At 68.8% G+C, this 21024-nt stretch carries 15 protein-coding genes; 6 read left to right on the top strand and 9 right to left on the bottom strand.

Annotation, left to right across the window (positions count from 1 at the left end; all coding sequences use genetic code 11):
• Window positions 1-951: 951 nt before the first annotated feature.
• The 3 genes from AC1HFH_RS01455 (at window position 952) to AC1HFH_RS01445 (ending at window position 3868) form a co-directional block, all read left to right on the top strand.
• Window positions 952-1893 carry a ParA family protein gene (locus tag AC1HFH_RS01455; protein WP_480245623.1) on the top strand — a complete coding sequence of 314 codons (942 nt, stop codon included), beginning with the start codon at window positions 952-954 and terminating at the stop codon, window positions 1891-1893.
• A gap of 82 nt (window positions 1894-1975) precedes the next feature.
• Window positions 1976-3001: a ParB/RepB/Spo0J family partition protein gene (locus AC1HFH_RS01450; RefSeq protein WP_480245622.1), complete on the top strand. Its 1026-nt coding sequence runs from the start codon at window positions 1976-1978 to the stop codon at window positions 2999-3001.
• Window positions 3002-3136: 135 nt separating this feature from the next.
• Complete coding sequence (locus AC1HFH_RS01445) at window positions 3137-3868, top strand: GNAT family N-acetyltransferase (protein WP_480245621.1); 732 nt, start codon at window positions 3137-3139, stop codon at window positions 3866-3868.
• Window positions 3869-3932: 64 nt separating this feature from the next.
• On the opposite strand, the gene AC1HFH_RS01440 is transcribed toward AC1HFH_RS01445, so the two are convergent.
• From AC1HFH_RS01440 to AC1HFH_RS01405, 8 genes are all read right to left on the bottom strand, one after another.
• Window positions 3933-5144: an N-acetylmuramoyl-L-alanine amidase gene (locus tag AC1HFH_RS01440; protein WP_480245620.1), complete on the bottom strand. Its 1212-nt coding sequence runs from the start codon at window positions 5142-5144 to the stop codon at window positions 3933-3935.
• Window positions 5145-5331: 187 nt separating this feature from the next.
• The gene (gene trxA, locus AC1HFH_RS01435; RefSeq protein WP_480245619.1) at window positions 5332-5664 is read right to left on the bottom strand and encodes a thioredoxin; all 333 of its coding nucleotides are present in this window, start codon (window positions 5662-5664) and stop codon (window positions 5332-5334) included.
• 34 nt (window positions 5665-5698) lie between these two features.
• Window positions 5699-6679: a thioredoxin-disulfide reductase gene (gene trxB / locus AC1HFH_RS01430; RefSeq protein ID WP_480245618.1), complete on the bottom strand. Its 981-nt coding sequence runs from the start codon at window positions 6677-6679 to the stop codon at window positions 5699-5701.
• 88 nt (window positions 6680-6767) lie between these two features.
• On the bottom strand, window positions 6768-7529 hold the full coding sequence (locus AC1HFH_RS01425) for a hypothetical protein (protein ID WP_480245617.1): 762 nt from the start codon (window positions 7527-7529) through the stop codon (window positions 6768-6770).
• A 91-nt stretch (window positions 7530-7620) separates the two neighbouring features.
• A complete protein-coding gene (gene sigM, locus AC1HFH_RS01420) occupies window positions 7621-8199 on the bottom strand; it encodes an RNA polymerase sigma factor SigM (protein WP_480248006.1) in 579 nt (192 codons plus the stop codon).
• Between the two features lie 256 nt (window positions 8200-8455).
• Window positions 8456-12217: a lipid II flippase MurJ gene (locus AC1HFH_RS01415; protein ID WP_480245616.1), complete on the bottom strand. Its 3762-nt coding sequence runs from the start codon at window positions 12215-12217 to the stop codon at window positions 8456-8458.
• 1848 nt (window positions 12218-14065) lie between these two features.
• The gene (locus AC1HFH_RS01410) at window positions 14066-16546 is read right to left on the bottom strand and encodes a DUF6049 family protein (protein WP_480245615.1); all 2481 of its coding nucleotides are present in this window, start codon (window positions 16544-16546) and stop codon (window positions 14066-14068) included.
• On the bottom strand, window positions 16543-17079 hold the full coding sequence (locus tag AC1HFH_RS01405) for an NUDIX hydrolase (RefSeq protein WP_480245614.1): 537 nt from the start codon (window positions 17077-17079) through the stop codon (window positions 16543-16545). Before AC1HFH_RS01405 ends, AC1HFH_RS01410 begins: the two co-directional genes overlap by 4 nt.
• Window positions 17080-17512: 433 nt before the next feature.
• On the opposite strand from AC1HFH_RS01405, the gene AC1HFH_RS01400 reads away from it, so the two are divergent.
• Complete coding sequence (locus AC1HFH_RS01400) at window positions 17513-18907, top strand: CCA tRNA nucleotidyltransferase (RefSeq protein WP_480248005.1); 1395 nt, start codon at window positions 17513-17515, stop codon at window positions 18905-18907.
• Here AC1HFH_RS01400 and AC1HFH_RS01395 read toward each other — a convergent pair whose 3' ends face one another.
• The gene (locus tag AC1HFH_RS01395) at window positions 18908-19723 is read right to left on the bottom strand and encodes a hypothetical protein (RefSeq protein WP_480245613.1); all 816 of its coding nucleotides are present in this window, start codon (window positions 19721-19723) and stop codon (window positions 18908-18910) included. It lies immediately after the preceding gene.
• 137 nt (window positions 19724-19860) lie between these two features.
• Between AC1HFH_RS01395 and AC1HFH_RS01390 the strand changes: the two genes are divergently transcribed.
• Window positions 19861-20268 (top strand): TOBE domain-containing protein, encoded by a 408-nt coding sequence (locus tag AC1HFH_RS01390; RefSeq protein ID WP_480245612.1) that lies wholly within the window; start codon window positions 19861-19863, stop codon window positions 20266-20268.
• Window positions 20265-21008, top strand: a complete 744-nt coding sequence (gene modA / locus AC1HFH_RS01385) for a molybdate ABC transporter substrate-binding protein (protein WP_480245611.1) — start codon at window positions 20265-20267, stop codon at window positions 21006-21008. Before AC1HFH_RS01390 ends, modA begins: the two co-directional genes overlap by 4 nt.
• The last annotated feature ends 16 nt before the right edge of the window (window positions 21009-21024 follow it).

The raw sequence follows: 21024 nt of genomic DNA, 5'->3' as shown, positions 1-21024 counted from the left end.
CGCTGTCCGGCTGGAGGTTTGTCGGTCGCCGGGATCAGTCTCGCCACTCGACGTAACTGACTACTGGGTCCACCAAACGGTCCGGAGCGCTACTTGTTAAGCACCACGCGGGAGTCTGCTCCCCGGCCCGGTTTCTCACTCGGTGGGCCACGGAGTCCGGGACCGGTCGATCTCGCGGACCGGTCGATCTCGCGGACCGGTAGGCCCCGCAGATCGGTCGACCCCCGCAGACCGGTCGACCCCCGCAGGCCAGTCGACCCCCGCAGACCAGTCGACCCCCGCAGACCAGTCGACCCCCGCAGAGGACAGCAGAGAAGTAGGGACGGGGTGGGGACCTTGTGCGGGTAGGCGCATGGAGTGGAACTGCATTGCTGGAGGGGTTGCGGCGAGGCGGTGAATCTTCAGGGAATCGGCCACTGTTCGGAGCCAGGCGGGTGGTGATGGTCGACGAGCGGTGTCGCCATGGAGGTGTACTGAGGCTCCAGTCTTGGCGGGGCGGACCACTGCTGGGATGATGTCAGCGGTTGCGCGGTGTCGGTTTCGGTGGTCCATCAGTCAGCGATGATTCACGTGAAACATGCGCGATAGGCGAGCCGAGAGGGTCGGCGATGCGCGACACGGGTGCGGACACGCCGAATTGAACACTCAGGTGCCCCCAACGCAGCGGTTCGGCTTTTCTATCCGGCGCGGTGCTGGCAAGCTAGGCATGTCGGCGTGAGCGTAGATGCCACGGTGGGATGTGATGTCGCAGCGGCAGGCTCCGCTCGTTGGTCGGGTGCCGTGACTCCGCTCCCCAGGTTCTCAGGCTATCGAGTTCGGTCCGACATGCTGTTTGTGATTCACGGCGCCGACGCCCGTCGGGGGTACGTGGTCCGAGTTCTCGGTTAGGAGCTGTCAATGTCGAGCGGTCCAGCGAATGTTTCACGGGAAACCACGTCACGGGTTCCGGGGATGCTGGACTCCAGCACCTTCGACGCAGACACGTATGGGAACACCCCGTTCGGGCAAATTTCGGCGAACGAGACTCCGATCGCTGCGGAAGCTCAACGCGCCAGTCAGATTCTGCATCCAGGAAAGGTGACCGTGCCGAAGCCCCGAGAGCAACGAATCCTCACCATCGCCAACCAGAAGGGTGGCGTCGGCAAGACGACGACGACGGTGAATCTCGCGGCTGCGCTAGCGCATCAGGGGATGCGGGTCCTGGTCATCGATCTCGACCCGCAGGGCAACGCCAGTACCGCCCTCGGGGTCGAGCACCATTCCGGTGTGCCGTCGAGCTACGAGCTGCTGATCGGCGAGACCACGGTGCAGGACGCGATTCAGCAGAGTCCGCACAGCGACGGGCTGATGTGCATCCCCGCCACGATCGACCTCGCCGGCGCCGAGATCGAACTCGTATCGATGGTCGCCCGGGAAGGTCGTCTGAAGGCGGCGATCCAGGATGCGAACATCGCCGGCTACGAGATCGATTACGTCATGATCGACTGCCCGCCATCGCTCGGTCTGCTGACCGTGAACGCGCTCGTCGCGGCCAAGGAGGTGCTGATCCCGATCCAGTGCGAGTACTACGCACTGGAGGGGGTCGGCCAGCTGCTGCGCAATATCGGTCTGGTGCAGGCGCACCTGAATCCACAGCTGCACGTATCGACCGTGTTGCTCACCATGTACGACGGCCGCACCAAGCTGGCCGACCAGGTCGCCGAGGAAGTCCGGGGGCACTTCGGCGATGTGGTCCTGAAGTCGATGATCCCGCGCAGTGTGAAGGTCTCCGAGGCGCCCGGTTACGGCATGACCGTCTTGGATTACGATCCGGGTTCACGTGGTGCGATGAGCTACATGGACGCCGGGCGAGAGATCGCCGCACGTGCACAGGTGGCGAACGACGCGCAGTAGGCGATGTCGAGCCGTTGCCTGCCGAGTGCGCGATGATCGATCAACGGTGTAGTGGTGGATTACAGAAGGGATCGGTAGACCGATGAGTCAGGCGAAGAAGGGTGGCCTGGGACGTGGCCTGGCCGCACTGATCCCGACCGGCCCGGCGGAAGCTCCGGGCTTGAGTAGTGCGGCGGCGAGCGTTATCGGCCTCAACCCGATCGGGCCGCAGCCGGCCGAGGCGATTGTGCACCGCGCACCGGAGTCGGAGGACGCTGTGGAGCCCGCCGACACCGAGGCGGAGCTGGCCTCCCCCGGTGACGCGGTATATCGGGAGATCGCCGCCGACCGGATCGAGCCGAACCCGAAGCAGCCGCGCCAGGTGTTCGATGAGGAGGCACTGGCTGAGCTGGTGCATTCGATTCGGGAATTCGGTCTGATGCAACCGATCGTGGTGCGCCGGGTGGAGCCGGGTGGCGATCGGTATCAGATCGTCATGGGTGAGCGGCGCTGGCGGGCCTGCCAGGAGGCCGGCCTGGCGGCCATCCCAGCCATCGTGCGCGAGACCTCCGACGGGTCGATGCTGCGCGATGCTCTGCTGGAGAACATCCATCGGGTGCAGCTGAACCCGCTGGAGGAAGCGGCGGCTTATCAGCAGTTGCTGGAAGAGTTCGATGTCACGCATGAGGAGCTGGCGGACCGGCTAGGCCGTTCGCGTCCGGCGGTGACGAATATGATCCGCTTGCTCAAGCTGCCCATCACGGTGCAGCGACGGGTGGCGGCCGGAATCCTGACCGCCGGTCATGCGCGGGCGCTGCTGGGGTTGGAAGCCGGTGCGGATGCACAGGATCTGCTGGCGGAGCGGATCGTCGCCGAAGGGCTTTCGGTGCGCGCCACCGAGGAGGCCGTGCTGCTGGCCAACCGCAATCCGGACCCGGCCGCTCCCCCGGCTCCGAAGCGGAAGCCCATTCATATGCCTGGGTTGCAGGAGGTCGCCGAGCGGCTGTCGGGGTCATTCGATACCCGGGTAACCGTGAGTCTCGGTAAGCGCAAAGGAAAAATTGTTGTGGAGTTCGGGTCGGTAGAAGATTTGGAGCGCATTGTGGGCTTGATGGAGAAGGACCTCTGACCCACCCGAGATACGTCACTGTGACATGAGATGCCCTGTCGACTATTCGGAAAGAAGGCGAGATCATCTTGGTAGTGATGTGGCGTGAGCTGAATGAGCGTGGATGAATCCGACAGCTGGAGGCTGAGCAGACCGGTGTCGACCAGCGTCACGGCCTTGACTCTCGACGGGCTCGATCTCCTGCCGGCGCACACCCGCCGGTGCGTGTTCTGGGAGATCGATCCGGCTGTCGCAGCCGATTCGCAGGCATTCAGCGACCCGGTTTTCGAGAAGGAGGCGTGGCTCTCCACGGTGCTACTCGAATGGGGCTCGTGCGGTCAGATCGCGCAGATCGATGGGAAGACCGCCGGTTGCGCCCTCTATTCCCCGCCGAGCGGTGTGCCGCGGGCCGGGCTCTTTCCGACCTCGCCGGTGAGTCCGGACGCGGTCTTGTTGACCACTTTGTACGCCGAGCGACCATATCAGCGGGAGGATATCGCCGACCGGTTGATTCAGGCGGTAGTGGCGGACCTGGTGCGGCGTGGTGTCCGGGCGCTGGAGGCGTTCGGTATCCGGAACGGACCCGCCCCCTCGGCCCTGTCCGATCGCGGCCGAGGTTCGACGATGCGGTTGATGGAGCGAATCGCCACTCCCCTGCGTGACCCGGCCCGCGGCAGCGGGAAGTCCGGGTGTGCTCCGGAGACGTGCATGATCGAGGCGGACTTCCTCATCGATGTGGGTTTCGAGGTGGTCGCCGAGCATCACCGGTTTCCGCGGCTGCGCTTGGAACTCGATTCCGACCACGGCTGGAAGGAAGATGTCGAGCGCGCGCTCGATCAGTTGCTCGCCGCTGCCGAGTTGACCGCACCCACCCGGATCGGGGTCTGACACCGGAAAGACTGTGGGCCCCGCCGAATCCGGCGGGGCCCACAATCGTGTCCGACGGGCGGGCTCAGAACCGGGCGGCCGGTCCGCCCGCATCCGCGGCGGCCAGCTCTTCGGCCAGCAGTTCGGCGAAAGTGTAGGTACCGGTGGGCTGATCGTCCTGGCCCAGTAGGTAGAGCCGCTTGACCGAGATCAGGATGGCCTCGGCGATCACATCGCGCATTCGCGGGTTGGCCAGCACCGATCCGTCGTACTCATTGGTGAGATAGCCGAGATCGACCTGCACCGTCGGCATCTTGGTGAGCCGCAGCAGATCCCAGGTGCGCTGGTGGGTGCGGCAGTCCTGCAGCGATGTCCGGGCGACGACCTCTCGCTGGATGAAACCGGCCAGTACCTGGCCGATCATCGATACCGAACCGTGCGAATTGCCGAAGTAGAAGCCGGCGACACCCTTTGCCGCCGGGCTGCTGCTGGTGGCGCACCGCAGCGAAATCATCAGATCCGCGTCGAATGCATTCGAGGTCTCGGCCCGCTCGACATCGCTGGGATTGGCTCCCCAGGGCCGGGAAAGGAAGGTTTCCATGCCGGTCGCGGCCATCCGGCCCTCCAACCGGGAGGCCAGATCCCACAGGATCTCCGACTCGTACACCTCGCCGAATTCGGTCGGTACCGCGAATCCCTTGTCGGGGCCACCCATACCGGGATCGATGACGATGCGCTTGCCGGTCAGCTGCGGCCCGGCCCGGTGCACGACCTCCTCCTCGGCGATCCGGTGTGGATTGCCGCCGGTCACCCGAGCGCCCAGCAACTCCAGCGACCGCAGCGTATCCGGACCGCAGATACCGTCCGCGGACAAGCCGATCTCCCGTTGGAAGGCGGTCAGACCGTCGTGGGTGTGCGGGCCGAAGTAACCGTCGATCCGGTGCACGTAGAAGCCCAGATCCTGCAGCCGGCGCTGCAGGGTGGCCACGTCGTCACCGTACAGCGGGGCCGAGAGCTGATAGATCAGCGTGCGGGCACCCAGCCGGTACGAGGCCTCCTTGAGCGCCCGATACGTGGCGGGGCCGACGACACCGTCGACCAGCAGTCCGCGCTGTTGCTGAAATGCGCGGACTGCCGAATCGAGGTTGTGGTCGAAACTCGCCTCGGTGTCCTTCCAGTACTCACCGCCGTTCGTGCTATCCGAACCAGGTGGCACATAAAGGAATCCGAGACCTGCCAGGGTGCTCCGAACCTCTGCTACGGCCGGTCCTGAATCGCCGTGACGAAGTCGGTGCATGCGTGAGAGCCCTTTCCTTCCGTCGAACCCGGGTACCCACTCATGCGACGGCATACACCCTCGCACGACCGGAGCGTCGGTCGATTGTCTCAAACCCGGCCCGGATTTCGGGAATTCCGGGTGCAGGCATCGTACGGCGCGTCGGCCCTGCTGAGCGAGTGGAACGGGCACGACGTGAAATCGAGGGTCAGATCACACCTTCGAGCTCGCGCAGCAGCGCCGCCTTGCCCTTTGCCCCGACGATCTGCTTCACCGGCTTGCCACCGGAGAACAGCATCATCGTCGGAAGGGAGAGCACCTCGTAGGTACGTGCGGTCTCCGGGTTGGCGTCGACATCGAGCTTGGCGATGGTCAGCTTCTCCGAATGCGCGCCGGCGATCTCTTCCAGCACCGGGGCGACCATCTTGCATGGGCCGCACCAGGAGGCCCAGAAGTCGACGAGCACCGGCTTCGAGCTGGTGAGCACGGTATCGGCGAACGAGGCATCGGTGACGTCGACGGTGTTGGTGGATTCGGACATGGGTGTTCTCCCTAGCGGTGTGGAACGGTCGCGGTCAGTCGACCGCGACGGGGGCGTCGGCGTGGTCCAGGGTGTTGGTGGTGATATCGCCCTGCTCGGCCAGCCAGCGTTCGGCGTCGATGGCGGCCCGGCAGCCGGTGCCGGCCGCGGTGATGGCCTGCCGGTAGGTGTGGTCGACCAGGTCGCCGGCGGCGAACACGCCGGGCAGGTCGGTGGCGGTGGACGGGTCGTTCACCCGGACGTAGCCTTCGCCGTCCAGGTCGACCTGGCCGCGGATCAGCTCACTGCGCGGGTCGTGGCCGATGGCGACGAACATCCCGGTCGCGGCCAACTCCGACTCCTCGCCGGTGCGGGTGTCCCGCAGCGTCAGGCCGGTGACGCTGGACTCGCCGTTCACCTTCACCACTTCGGCATTGAGGATGAACTCGATCTTCTCGTTGGCCTTGGCCCGCTCCAGCATGATCCGGGAGGCACGGAACTCTTCGCGGCGGTGCACGATGGTGACCTTCGACGCGAACTTGGTGAGGAAGGTAGCCTCCTCCATCGCCGAATCACCGCCGCCGACCACGACGATCTCCTGGTCGCGGAAGAAGAAGCCGTCGCAGGTGGCGCAGGCGCTGACCCCCCGGCCGAGCAGCTCCTGCTCGCCCGGTACGCCCAGGTAGCGAGCGGCCGAACCCATGGCCAGAATCACCGCATAGGCCTCGTACGTCTCGGAACCGACGGTGACCTTCTTCACCGGTCCGCTCAGGTCGAGCGCGTCGACATCCTCGGTGCGCAGCTCGGCACCGAACCGTTTGGCCTGCTCACGCATCTGCTCCATCAGGTCCGGGCCCATGATTCCGTCCCGGAATCCGGGGAAGTTCTCCACGTCGGTGGTGGTCATCAAGGCGCCGCCGAACTGAGTGCCTTCGAACACCACCGGTGCCAGTTCGGCACGGGCGGCGTAGACGGCCGCGGTGTACCCGGCGGGTCCTGAGCCGACGATGATCAGGTCGTGAACTGGCGTGCTCATGGGGCCCTTCCGAAAAAGTGAAGCTGTGGACGTGTCGGTCAACAACAGCGTAAACGGTGTTTGTTCCCCGGAGCGGCGCAGCTGTGGGCTATCCGATGTCGCGACGGGTGAGCTGCTGCGGGTCGGCGGGACCACAGCCGGCGCCGACCACCAGAGCGGTGACCGTCGGCGGCTGCGGTCCGGGGACGAGGATAAGCACGGCATCGGTGCCGTCGAAGGCGATATCGGTGGCGCCGAGAATCTCGCCGTCCAGTCCATTGGCCCGGACACAGGCACGCAAGGTGCCGGGATCGGCGAGCGACCCGGTGACCGACTGTTTCCCCAAGGCCGCGAGGGCGGCCGCCGAGGTCAGCCGGTCGGGATCGGTACCGCCCGGCTCGGCCGGTCCGGCGATCGGCGGTGCCGGCTCCGACCGGTTCGACAGGGATACCGCCGTCCCGATACCGGCAACTGCGGCAACCACTGCGGCGGCCGCGGCCAGCACCTGCAGCCGGCGGCGCCTGCGCCGGTCGGCCAGGGAAACGACCGGCGCAGCTGCCGGAGGGTCGGTAGCAGCCGGTTCGGGATACTCCTGGCCTGCAGGAGTGGCATCCGCGCCCAACTCGGTGGCGAACCGGAACATGCGATCGGCCACGTCGTCGGGCATCGGATGGATGATCCGCTCGTCACGTCCGAGCGTGCTGAGTGCAGCGCTGACCTCGTCGAGGTCGCCGAGATAGCGCATGGCCTCCGGGTCGGTGCGGACCACGGGCCACAGTTGGGCGCGCAGTTCCGGATCGAGGTTGTCGGCATGCAGGTCGGCCAGCAGGTCCGTATCGAACGGAGGCTGCGGTACGGATCGGGACGCCATCGCACCTCCAAGTTCTGTCATATGTCACAGTCGGCGCCGTGCTCTGTTTTACATCGGCACCAGGTCCGTCACTGTTATTGACGCATCCCGGCTACGTCCGGTTCCGTGGATCGCGGAAAAATTGCAGACGTTCTTGCAAACGGGTCCGGGCCCGGGCACATCGGCTCTTGATCGTGCCCTCCGGAACGCCCAGCAACGCCGCCGCCTCGGCGATACTGCGGCCCTCGAGTTCGACCGCGACGATGGCGGTTCGCTGGTCCGGCGGCAATGCGAACAGGGCCTTGTCGACGACGAGCGAAAGCTCCAGCGCGGCGAAGTCGTTGCGGGGTTCGGCCGGTTCCGGCAGGGTGTCCGTGGTGTAGCTGAGGGTCCGCCGGGACTTGTTGCGGCGGATGCGATCGAGGCAGGCATTCACCACGATCGTGTGCAGCCAGCTGCGCACCGATGCCTCGGCCCGGAACTTCACCGCCGTCCGATGCGCCGAGAGCAACGCGTCCTGGAGGGCGTCGGCGGCGTCCTCACGGTTGTACGAGGTGCGTACCGCGGTCTGCCAGAGGTGGTCCTGATGCCGGCGCAACAGCACCGCGAAGGCATGCGGTTCCCCGCGAACATGAGCGGCGAGCAGTGCGGCGTCGGACTCCTCGTCGAGCCGGAACGAACGGCCGGGCACCCCGGCCGGCCGCGTTGTCCCCCCGCGGTCCACCTCGTTCACTTCCGACGACAACCGTATCCCCTCGACCAGCGCTCGATCGGCGAGCGTCGTCCGGCTGCCGCGCCGGGCTCACCTGGATGACATCGCAGCGTCCGGGACCGACACCGACAGATCCCGGGGAGCTCTCTGCTGAGAGCGCGGAAGAAGCATATCGCCAGTAACGATTCGGCACCAACCGGACCGAGGTTTGGTAAACCACGGCCGAGCTGGGCATTCAGATGGCCGCGTCGAAGCGCAGCTCGCCGATCGCCGATTGGAATTGCCCCCCGGAATCGGACAGTGCGGTGATCCACACCAATACGAAACGAGCAGGCTGATCGGTGGTCACCGGGATTTCGGTGACCCCTTCACCGAGCGGTGCGGAACCGATCACCTGGGTCTGATCGAGCGTCGGGCTGTCCGTGGGCGCCGACCGGATCTCCACCATCGTGCCGGGGCTCGGCGAGGTGACCGCCACCGAGACCAGTTTCGCCGGGCTCGGCAGCGTGGCCAGCACCCCGACTCCTTGCTTGAGGGCCGGGAACTGCTGGAAGTACTGGTCGGTGCGCCATTCGGTCGCCGGGTCACCGTCGTGGACGGCATCGATCTTCGCCGCACCGTCCGGCGTCCCCTGCGGGGAGAACACGGTCGCGCCGGTGATCGGGACGGGGGCGGAGGCCGGCGCGGGAGGTTCGGCCGGCGGTGCCGGTGCCGGAGGTTCCGGCTCCATCACGGTCGAGGTCAGGCCGATATTGCGCTGCTGGTCGAGCGGTTGGTCGCTGGCGCCGGGCGCGAAGATGCTCACCATCCACCAGATCAGCACGCCCACGACCAGGGCCGCCAGGATGCCGAGGCCGACCATGATCAGCATCATCCGCTTGGCCCGGGCCTGCTCGGCGGCCAGCAGCTCCGGGTCGGCGAGGCTGTCCGCTCCCGGCGCCGAAGCCCGCTGGCCCAACCGGAGCACCGGGATGAAGTCGGTCTTCTGATCCACCACCGACGCCTGCTCGAGGACGTGCTGGACGGTGGCCGCGGTGCGCACCCCCTTGTTCGCCTCCAGCGACCGGACGGCGACGGCCGAGATCTCGAACGGCGTCTCCGGCCGGATCTGCCGCGGCTCCACCGGGGTCCCGTCGGGGCCGAAATCCGCTAGGCGCAGTCCGCCGACGGTGGCCGCACTGCCCGACATTCCCCCGGTACGGATCGGCCACCGAGCGGTGATCAGTGCGTACAGCATCGCGCCGAGGCCGCGCACATCGGACTGTGCATCCGCATCGGCCAGCGTGCCCGGGAAGGCCAGCACGGCGTCACCGGACGCACTGATCCGGACCCGATCCGGATGGTCGATCGACAGGGCGCCGCCACCGCGGTGCGCCAGCTCGGCGGCCGAAGCGAGGGCCCGGACCGCCCGCGCGGCCCCGATCGGCGACGGGACGGTATCCGCCATCTCGCGCAGCGAGCGGCCCGGCGTCCACTCGGCGACCACGATGCCGCCCGAACTGCCGCGAACCACATCGAGCACCCGGGCCAGGCCGGGCGAGTTGATCCGGCCGAGCCGCAGCGTGCGGGACAGGATCGCCTGCGGTCCGTCGTGACCGGCATTCCCCGCGGCCTTCTGGTCGGCATCGACGAAGGTCAGCGCGACCTCGCGATCGAGCTTGATATCGAGCGCCTGCCAGAACTTCAGTCCGCGGGCGCCACCGTGGCTCGCCAGTAATCGATACCTGCCGCCGGCCACCGAGACACCGGGCATCAGCTTCGGTCCACGGGCCTGCCGGTGCGGGGCGGGCGGCGGAGCCGCGGGGGGAGCACCGGCTTGCTCCGCATCGGGTTCGGCCGGTACGTTTCGGACATCCACGGTCGCGTCCGGATCGGCCCGCTGTGGCGGCTCGCCCGGTGCACCGGGATCGTCGGCCGGGCGCGCCGCGTCGGAATCGGGCGGCACGTTGTCGGATTCGCCGACAACGCCGGTACGGTCCGAGTCGACTATGTCCGTATCGGTGGACACTCCCCCTGCCACAGGCGCGGCTGAATCAGCGGCCGGGGCGCGGCCCACCGCGTCGTCGCTCACCCTCGGTCCTCCTTCGGCCTGGTCCGTGCCGGTGCGGGCAGCTCCGACACCGGTGTTCTTCTGCCGCACAGCGTACGGGAACCGCTCCCGTACGGTGACGTCAACAGCCTCGGGACGAATCACAGGAAGCACCATCGTCTGTTCGGCCAAGCTCGAGTCGAAGGTCGGCGGATAAGCGAAGGCGTCGCGGCGCAGCAGCGTGGTCGCGTACGGGTCCTCCGCCGGAACCGCCGGCTCGAGGTCCGGCGCGGGCGGGGTCCGGCCCAGCTTCCGCGAGATCGCGACCGTGATGGCCATGATCTCCGGAATACCGGCGAGGCGCATCAGGGCGAAGGTCACCCCGAACAGCACGAACGCGCCGATGGTGACGCGGACCAGCGATCCGGGACCGCCACCGAGCCGGTCCAGCCCGAGCACGGTGTCCACGATCAGCATCACGGCGCCGCCGGCGACCGAAGCCAGCAGTACCCGGGTGACCGTGCGGCCGACATTGGCCATCCGGAGATCACCCAGGCTGCGATGCAGCAGGTAGCCACCGATGAACGCACCGGCGGTGAAGCCGAATCCGGTGGCCATGCCCATCAGGATGACCACCTGGTCGCCGTCGGTGGCGAACAACGGCGCCGAAACCGCGACGGCCGATTTCACGGCCACCACGCCGAGGATGATCCAGGTCGGTGTCCAGGCCTGCTCCCGGGCATAGAACACCCGTAGGTGGATCAGCACCAGCGAGTACGGAATCAGCGTGAACGCCGAGGCGGAGATCGCCGTGCCCAGCAGCTTCGCATCACCGGCGAACCGGGCATAGCCGTACAGTGCCTCACCGACCGCGGGCCCGGACAGGGTGAGGAAGGTGACCACCGGGATCAGCGCGATCATGGTGAGCCGGGTGGCGATCGAGAGGTCGTCGACCACCGCGGGCGTGTCGCCGTCGGCGGCGTTGCGGCTCAGCCGCGGCATGATCGCGGTCAGCAGGGTGACGCCGAGGACACCGTAGGGCAGTTGCAGCATCGCCCAGGCATTGGCCACGATGGCCGGGCCCGCATCGGATGCCGACGACGCGATGTTGTTGGCGACGATCGTGCCGATCTGGCTGATCAGCACATACAGGATGATCGCCGCGCCCATGGCGCCGAACTGTTTGAGCCGGGCATCGATGCCCCACAGCGGGCGCAGGTCGATCCGGTGGCGGCGGATCGCGGGCAGCAGGGACAGTGCCTGTGTTGCGACGCCGAGGGTTACACCCACGCCGAGCACCAACAGCTTGGTATCCCCCATCGACACCGGATCGAGGCTGATCTCGCCCGGGGTCAGCGCGTAGACACCCAGTACCGCCAGCACCACCAGGTTGTTCAGCACCGGCGCCCAGGCACCCGGTTTGAACGCCTGCCGCGTGTTGAGAATCGCCGTGAACAGGGCCGACATGCCGTAACACAGGATCGCCGGGACCAGCAGATAGGTCAGCGCCTTGGTCAGCTCGGTGTTCACCTCGCCGTCCGCATCGACGAACACCCTGGTCGCGAGGATCGGAGTAGCGGCCGCAGCCAGCACCGCCGCCGCGAACAACACGGTGAACGAGGCCGTCACCAATCTTCGGACGAAGGCGCGGCCGCCGTCCGGGTCCTCTTGTTCGGCGCGGACCAGCGTCGGCACCACGATCGCGGTCAGCACCGCGCCGAGGACCAGCTCGGAAATCATGTTCGGGATCATGTTCGCCGAGATGAAGGCACTGGCCACGGCCGGTCCGAGCACGGTCAGCAGCAGCAGCTGTTTGGCGAACCCGGTGATCCGGCTGATCAGCGTCGCGAAAGCGATCGATCCGGAATCTTTGAGCAGTTTCGCGTTGTCGTTGCGGGGCTCGTCCGGTGGCACGGCCGGCTGCTCGGCGGTGGCCGGGCCCGCCGAACCATCGGGGTCGACCGGCATCTGGACCCGCTGTGTCGGCCCATCGGCCGGGCCGGGCTGCGGCCGGCCGGACGCGGACCAGCGGGCGCCGATACCGCGGGACCGCTCGGGGTGCGCATCGTCCGGTACCGGGTGCCGGACGGTGGCTTCGTCGTCGGGGCGCGTGGCAGATTCGGGTCGACGGACGCCCGTCGGCGGGAGTTCGGCCCGGTCCGGCGCGGGTCGCCGGTGACCGGGGCCCGCTCCCGCAGGATCTACGACGCCTTGCTCACCGGTACCCGGTCCCCGCCGCCGATCGGCGGCGGCCTGCTGCGGACCATCGGTCCGACGGCCCGGGACGGCGGGCTGCTGTCCGGTCCCCGGTGCCGGCGGCGCGCTCGGTCGGCCGGCCCGGTTCGGCGCAGCTGGGAACTCGCCGGTGCCGGGGCTGCCGCTGCCCGGGCGACCCGGGGCGGACGTTCGAGGCGGGACCGCGGAATCCGTGCCACCATCCGCGTGCCGTGGTGCGGTGTTGCGGCCCGGCGCGCCGGGTACGTCCCGCCGGCTCGGGGGCGGCGGCACGGCCGGGTGCTCGCCGGTTCCGGGGGGCGGCTGCCCGGCACCGGAGGAACGATGGCCGGCACCGGGCGGCTGCGGCCGGGCATTCGGCGCGTGTGGTCGATCGGCACGACGAGTCACCGGTGGGCGCTCACCGGAGCGAGGTCCACCCGGCCGCTGTGCGCCGGACCCGGTCCGGCCGGATCGGTCGTCCCGAGGCGGTGTTTCGGGAGGACGGCCGGACACCGCGGGCTGCTGCCCGGTCCCGGGCGCCGACCGTCCCGGGCGGGCCGGACGTGGCGGCACGGCCGGGTGCTCGCCCGTTCCGGCCGCGGGTGGCATGGGTCGTGGGGCCGAACCGGGAGCGTCGTACCCGGGCACGAACGGGCCTGCGTCATCGGCACCGGAGATCGGCTGACCGGCCGGTCCGGGCGTACCCGGCGGTCGGTGACCTGGTGCGCCGGGCTGCTGCCCGGTTCCCGGCGGCGGGCCGGGTCGTCCGGTGCGTGGAGGTACGGCGGGGTGTTCGCCGGTCCCGGGTCGGCTGGGAGCCGGAGGTACGACAGGGTTCGCGCCGGCACCCGGTCGGGCGGGCCGAGGAGGTTCGCCTCGCCCACTCGCAGGCGGCACCGGGCGGCCGGCCTGGTCGGCCCGCGGGGGTACGGCCGGGTGTTCGCCGGTGCCCGGGCGGCTGGTGCGCGTTGGGTTGTCGGGGCCGCCCGAGGGAGGTGTCGGGCGACCACCCGGTCCGGGGCGTGGGGGTACGGCCGGGTCTCCGGCCGGGCTGGGGCGACCTGGTTGAGGAGGTACTGCCGGGCGGCCGCCGGTGGTCGGGGCAGCGGGGCGGCCGGGGATACCGGGTCGGGACGAGCCGGGGGGCCGGTGGTCCGGCCCAGCGGGTGGGCGGCCGGTGCCCGGTGCCGGTGGGCGGCCCGGGTCGGGAGTGTGGGGTGGGCGGCCGGCCGGTGTCCGGGTCGGGTCGGGACCGGGGGTACCGCGGTGGCCGGCGGGTGGTGCCGGACGATCGGGGGCAGCCGGGTGTGGCCCGGGGCCGGGAAGGCGGCGGGTCTGCTCATCCGGGCCGGGCCGGCGGGGGCCACGGGCGGGGTCGCCGGGCTGCGGTCGCCGTCGGCCGGGTTGTGGATCGCGGTTGTTCATGGCGCGCTCCCACGGCGCCCGCGGAGCGGCAGCCGCACCACCTTCCTCGGTGGGGCGCATCTCATCGTTGCGGGGGCCCTGCTGATGAGCGCGTTCATCGTCGCCCATCATGCCTCCTGCACAGTCCGGGACAGCGGTATCGGATCGGTGTGGCGAGCGCTGCGCGATCCCCCCTCATCGTGCCTCCTGCTCACTGACCACCTGCTCCCCCGCCGATCGAGGCCCGGCGATACCGTGCCGTTCGTCGGCCGGATCCGGCCGCCCGCGGAAGCGATGCCACAGGCGCCGTCCGGCCAACAGGAACAGCAGTAATCCGGCGCATGCAGTAATTATGGCCAAGGCTTGGCCGTAGGCGTTCGAACGGACCGAAACCGAGGTCTGCTCGCCCAGCGCTACCCCCTGCGGTGTGGTAAGAGAGATCGGAATAACCAGGTTGCGACTGTCGCTCACCTCGGTCGGGATCTGGAACGACCGGCTGCCGAACGCGGGCAGCAGCTGTTCACCGATATCGGTGATCTTCGTCTCCGCCGGAGCCTCGATCCGGAAGACGACCCGGATCGCGACCGGCAGTTCGTTGCGGGCGACCAGCAACAACGGGCTCTGTTCCGACGCCAACGTGTACACGCCGCCCGGCGGCAGCACCGTCACCGACCGGTACATTCGCCCGACCTCCTCGGTGACCGGTTCGAGGCGGCGTTCGGCGAAGATATCCGGGCGTGCCGGATCGTCGGCCCGGCGGTCCGACAGCGACAGGGTGCGCACCAGATCGTCCCGCAACGGCGTCAGGAATGCCCGGGGCGTCAGCCCGGTATCGGTCGGCTCGACCATCGCCTGCTGCAGTTCGGTGATCCGGCGTCCCTGTTCCCGGACCGGCAGGACGAAGCGGTCCGGAACCGCGTCGGCACCGGCCTGCGGTAGATATGCCAGCTCGAACGGCCGCGGATCGGGTGGCTGGGCCAGCAGATCGGGGAAGCTGCGCACCGACGCCAGCCCGTTTCGGATCAGCAACTCCACCTGCTGGAGCAGGGCGTCGGCTTCCTGCGCATTGGCATCCCACTGCTGCGGCGGCATCAGCAACAGCGAGCGCGGCCGGTCCGGCCGCGGATTCAGCGCGGTCCAGCTCAGCGCGCCGAGCGCATCCTGCAACCGGGCGGTGCGCGAATCGTTGGTCAGGTCGTAGCGGGCGAGTTCCGGAGTGAACGACGGGGTCGGCGGGTTGGACCCGACCGCGGCCAGCGCCGTCGCCGACCACACGTCGAAGGTCGCCACCCGCAGCGCCGGATCCACCGGCGGTTCGCCCGGCGCGGGCGGGCCGATGGTCGCGCTCACGCTCGGGACCCGCACCACATCCGGTGCGGCCGCGAACGGGTCACCGGCCGGCGCCACTGCCGGACCGTCGGCCCCGGTCTCCGACTGCAGCAGATCCGGTCCCGCCGCCGGTTCCACGCCGACTGCCGAACTCGCCAGCACCGCGGTGCCGAAGCCGTGCTGCTGCAGCAGCCCCCCGGCCGCCGCATCGATGCTGCCGGAGTCCGGCAGGCTCACCCCGCGCACGGAACGGGTACCGAGCACCGCGTCCACCACATCCGCGGGTTCCGACAGCGCCCGTGCCGACAGCGCGGGATCGTTCACCGCGGCCAGCGCCACCACATCGACCTGCGCGAACGGCAACGCGACCGTGCAGGTCGACCCGGCCAGGGTGCGCAGCCGGTCCAGCCACGCGGCGGCGGCGTCCACCCCGGTGCCGTCCCGGGTCGGTCCGCCCGGATCCGACGGGCTCGCCAGCACCCGATATCCGCGGGTCATCGCCTGCACCGTGACCAGCAGATCCGGGTCGATGGCCAGGCACACCCCGTCGCCGACGGTATCGGCCGGATCCGCGACCACCGATTCGACTGCGGCCAGCAACCGGTCCAGCCGCCCCCCGGTACTCAGCGACCGCGCCAGCTCGTCGTCGACGAGTTCGATCCGGCCGTCCTGGGTGCCCGGCCGGCCCGCCACCATCCGCGGCCGATCCGCCAACGGCCAGAGAAATGTCGTTGCCACCGGCGGAGCCTGTGCCTGTACCGGCGGCAGCTCGGGACCCTCGCCCGCATCCGGGCCGGCGGGTGGCAGCCCGAGTACCGGCAGCAGGAACCGGGCCTCGTCCAGTTTCGCCTGCGTGCCGTAGGCGGGTTCGCCGTTCACGTTCAGCAGCAGCGGATAGACACCGGGTTCGGTCAACAGCAGCGACGACGCGATCTCGGGAGTGGCCGTGCGCAGCCCGATCCGCAGGGTGAACTGCTGCCGCTGCCCCGGCGACAACCGGTCCGATATCGGATGGAACGGCCCGACCAATCCGTAGGTCGCCTCGTCCTGGCGCAACGACGTCCGCAACCCGCTGGGGTCGAGCACCCGGTCGGCGCGCTGGAATCGGACGCTGATGTCGTCGACGACCCGGTCGCCGATATTGGTGATCGTTCCGGAAACCGTCAGCACCGGGTCGCTCAGGATCGTCACCGAACTCGGTGTCACCGAATCCAGCGAAAGCTTCAGGAACCGGGGCGCCGACATCTCGACCCCGCCCGACTGCGCCTGCGCAGCGGCCGGTGCTGCGGCCATCGCACCGAGCAGAGCCAGGACCGCCACGATGACCCGGAACAGTCCCACCCTCATCGCTTGCCGGTCTCCGTCCGGTCGATCATTCGGTTCGCCACCTCGGCCAGCCGCCGCTCGTCGGCGTAGGCCAGCCGGGAATCCAACTCGCTCAGCGGGACCCATGCAACCTGGGTCACCTCCACATCGGCGTCCGACAACTCACCACCCACCGCACGCAACAAGAAGTGATGCACAGTCTTGTGTACCCGGCGGCCCTCCGTGACGAACCAATAATCGATGCTGCCCAGCTCGGCGACCACCACACCGTCGATACCGGTCTCCTCGGCGACCTCCCGGACCGCCGTCTGCTCGGAGGTCTCCCCCTCCTCGATATGCCCCTTCGGCAGCGACCACAACAGCCGGCCCCGGCGATCCGTCCGGCCGATCAGCGCCGCCGTCCGATGCTCCGCCGGACCATCCAGTCCCGCCACCACCAGACCACCCGCCGACGTCTCCCGGACCGTCCGCATCCGTGGCCGACCACTCTTGGCCGCCGAACCGCGGCGCCGCGGCTGGCGGCGTCGATTGTTCGCACGATCGGCCGGAGACACTCAGCAAGCTTACTGTGTTGGATGGTCGCGGCTTCGCCGCTCCGTGTTCGCGGCCCTATCGGGCCTCGCATCCGAGCACTCGAGTCTCGAGCCTTCGGCTCATGCGCTTTCGAGTACTCGGATGCGAGGCGGGCCGCGAACTCCTCGCTCCTCGAGGTCGCTCCGTGCGTGGTTGCGTAAGGCCGCTCGTACGTTTTCGCAGCGCATGTTCCCGGATCGAGTCGTCCCGCTTTGCCGGTGAAGGAGTTGTGGTGGCGGTGGCTACTCGGGCGGTGCCGCCACGGCAGCTCCCTCGAGGGGGAGATGGTGGGGGTGGGAAGGGTGGCTATTAAGCTTGCTAGCCGTGGTTTCGCCCAACTCGGTTCCGGTCAGCAGTCCTTCCGATGATGCGGGTGTGCCGGATCGGCGGGCCCGGTTGCTGGCGGGGGCGGAGATGTCGCTGCGGCAGCTGGGCGATGTGCTGACGCCGTTGGGGGCGCGGTTCGCGGAGCGGGGGCATTCGCTGTACCTGGTGGGGGGCAGTGTGCGGGATGCGGTGCTGGGGCGGTTGGGCACCGATCTGGATTTCACCACCGATGCCCGGCCGGAGCAGGTGCAGCAGTTGCTGCGAGGCTGGGCCGATCATCTCTGGGATACCGGCGGCCTGGCGTTCGGCACGGTCAGTGCGGCGAAGGCGGACCAGCAGCTGGAGATCACCACGTTCCGCAGCGACAGCTACGACCGGGTCTCGCGCAACCCGGAGGTCACCTTCGGCGACACGCTCGAGGGTGATCTGGTGCGCCGCGATTTCACGGTCAATGCGATGGCGGTGCAGATCGCCGGTGACGGTTCGCTGACCTTCGTCGATCCGTTGAACGGGATGGACGCCCTGCTCGCCGGGCAGCTGGACACACCGGCGGCGCCGCAGGACTCCTTCCACGACGATCCGCTGCGGATGTTGCGGGCGGCCCGCTTCGTCGCCCAGCTGGGTTTCGACCTCGCCCCGCGGGTGCGTACCGCGATCGCCGAGATGGCATCCGAGCTCGACCGGATCACCGCGGAGCGGGTGCGCGCCGAACTGGACAAGCTGATCGGCGCCGAGCATCCGCTGGACGGTATCAACATGATGTGTGAGACCGGCCTGGCCCAGCGGGTGCTGCCGGAGGTGCCGGCGATGCAGCTGGAGATCGACGAACACCACCAGCACAAGGACGTCTACCAGCATTCATTGACGGTGCTGGCGCAGGCGATCGACCAGGAAGACGGCGATCCGGACCTGGTGCTGCGCTGGGCGGCGCTGCTGCACGATATCGGCAAACCCGACACCAAACGCAACGAACCGGGCGGCGGCGTGAGCTTCCACCATCACGAGGTGGTGGGCGCGAAGATGGTGCGCAAGCGGATGCGGGCGCTGAAGTATCCGAAGCAGTTCACCGAGGACGTCGCGAAGCTGGTCTTCCTGCATCTGCGTTTCCACGGGTACGGGAAAGGCCAGTGGACCGATTCGGCGGTGCGCCGCTACGTCACCGACGCCGGTGACCTGCTGCCCCGGCTGCACAAACTGGTCCGCGCGGACTGCACCACCCGCAACAAGCGCCGCGCCGCGGCATTGCGGGCCACCTACGACGATCTGGAGGCCCGGATCGAGCGACTGCGCCAGGCGGAGGATCTGGCGAAGGTGCGGCCCGACCTGGACGGCAATGCGATCATGGAACTGCTGGGCCTGCCGCCGGGCCCGCAGGTGGGCAGGGCCTGGAAGTATCTGAAGGAGCTTCGGCTGGACCGCGGGCCGATGGACCGGGAGCAGGCCGAGGCTGCGCTGCTGGAATGGTGGCGGGAACAGTCCTGATCAGAAGACGATCAGGGTGGTGCCGGTGACGATGGCGGAGCGGATCTGCGCGAGGTCGAACGAGCCGGACATCTCGGGCAGGGTGATCCGGAACCGTACCCGGTCGCCTTCGCGGACGGCATAGGTCACCGACGCACGGTTGGGCAGGCCCTGCAACAGCAGACTGGGTGATTCGACCGCCCGCCGCGGCAGCCGGATCCCACGCCAGTTGGCGCGCAGGATGTCGACGGTGAGCAGGTTGTCGCGCACCCGGGCGTCCAGGATCGCGGTGAACTTCCGGCGCCGGTGCCGGGCCACGATCCGCTCCCGTTCGTCCAGGGCGAGTCGCCAGTCCAGGTTCTGCACGTTGAGCCAATCCACCAGGGCCGCCATGGTGAGGGCGCCCTCGATATCGAGTACCTGGGTCCGGACCTTGGTCGGGACGCCGGGAACGAGGCGCAGGCCGTTGGCGATCACGGTCACCCGGTCGATCGGATGCCCGTCCCAGTCGATACCGGACAGCACGGTCTTGGTCTGGAAATGGGCGCCTCGGCGGCGCACCTTGAGGACGTCGAGGGTGGCCGTGAGGTCGTGGCCGAGCAGGGTGGCCGTGACCTCCTGGCCACCGAAACGGCTGAGGATGCCCTCGCTGAGCGCGGTCATCAGCACGTCCGGCATGAGTGCGGTGACGGTGCCCGAACCCATCTCTGCCACCGGATCCACCCAGGAAGTGGTGAAGGCCAGCCACTGATCGAACCAGCCGGGATCCAGCAGGCGCTTGCCGAGGTCGAGTGCGCCGGACAGTGACCAGGACTTCGGGTCGAAATACGTGGCCATGATTGCTCCGAGCGTACTGGGCGCCCTCCGGTTCGGCCATGGTCGTTGCGCACATATCCACCCACATTCGGCCGTGTATCCGCATTTGCGGTGTAAAATAGGTGGAACTACCGCAGTTGCGGATATATGCTCACCGCATGACTGGGATCCGCATTCGGGAGGCCGCGGAGCTGCTCGGCGTGAGTGACGACACGGTGCGGCGCTGGATCGACGGCGGAGCGTTGACGGCGACCAAGGACGGTTCCGGCCGGTCCGTGGTGGCCGGCCGGGAGCTGGCCCGGCTGGCGGTCGAACAGGCCCGGCCGCCGCGGGCCCGGATGGGTAGCCGCAGCTCCGCCCGCAACCGTTTCCCCGGTCTGGTCACGCGGGTGGTGACCGACAAGGTGATGGCACAGGTGGAGATGCAGTGCGGACCGTTCACTGTGGTGTCGCTGATGAGTGCCGAATCGGTCGCCGAACTCGGGCTGGAGCCGGGTAGCGTGGCGACGGCCAGCGTGAAGGCCACCACGATCGTGGTCGAGCAGGCCGCGGAGCCGGACCGTTGATCCGCCGGCTTGCCGTCGCGTCGGTCCTGATCGCGGCTACCGCCGTGACCGCCTGCGGCACCGGGACCGGTGCGGACCGGATCACCGTCTTCGCCGCGGCATCCCTGCAGGATGTGTTCACCGAACTCGGATCGTCCTTCGAGGCTGCGAATCCCGGTATCCAGGTGGAGTTCTCGTTCGCCGGGTCGTCGGCCCTGGCCGAACAACTGCGCGAGGGTGCGCCCGCCGACCTCTTCGCCGCAGCGGACCCGGCCACCATGCAGCGAGTCGTCGATTCCGGCCGGATCACCACGGCGCCGGAACCTTTCGCCACCAATGTGCTCACCGTGCTCACCGCTCCCGGCAATCCGCACGGCATCACCGGCCTGGCCGATCTGAACCGGGTGACCACGGTGGTGTGTGCACCGCAGGTGCCTTGCGGTGCGGCCACCGAGCGGGTCGTCGCGGCTGCCGGGGTGCGGTTGCAGCCGGTCAGCGAGGAGGCATCGGTGACCGATGTGCTGACCAAGGTGGTCTCCGGGCAGGCCGACGCCGGAATCGGCTACGTGACCGATATCGCCCGCGCCGGTGCCGAACTGAGCGGCGTGCCGATCCCGGAGGCCGAGGCCGCGGTCAACGTCTATCCGATCGCGGTCCTCGACGATGCCGACAGTGCCGCAGCGGCCCGCGACTTCCGGTCCTGGATTCTCGGCGAACCCGGCCGGAAGGTATTGACGGCGGCCGGATTCGGCGAGCCGTGAGAACGTTCGTGCCCCG

Source organism: Nocardia sp. KT25-26, assembly GCF_056627695.1.
The sequence above is the reverse complement of the archived record's forward strand: the minus strand, read 5'-3'. Positions and strand labels throughout refer to the sequence as shown.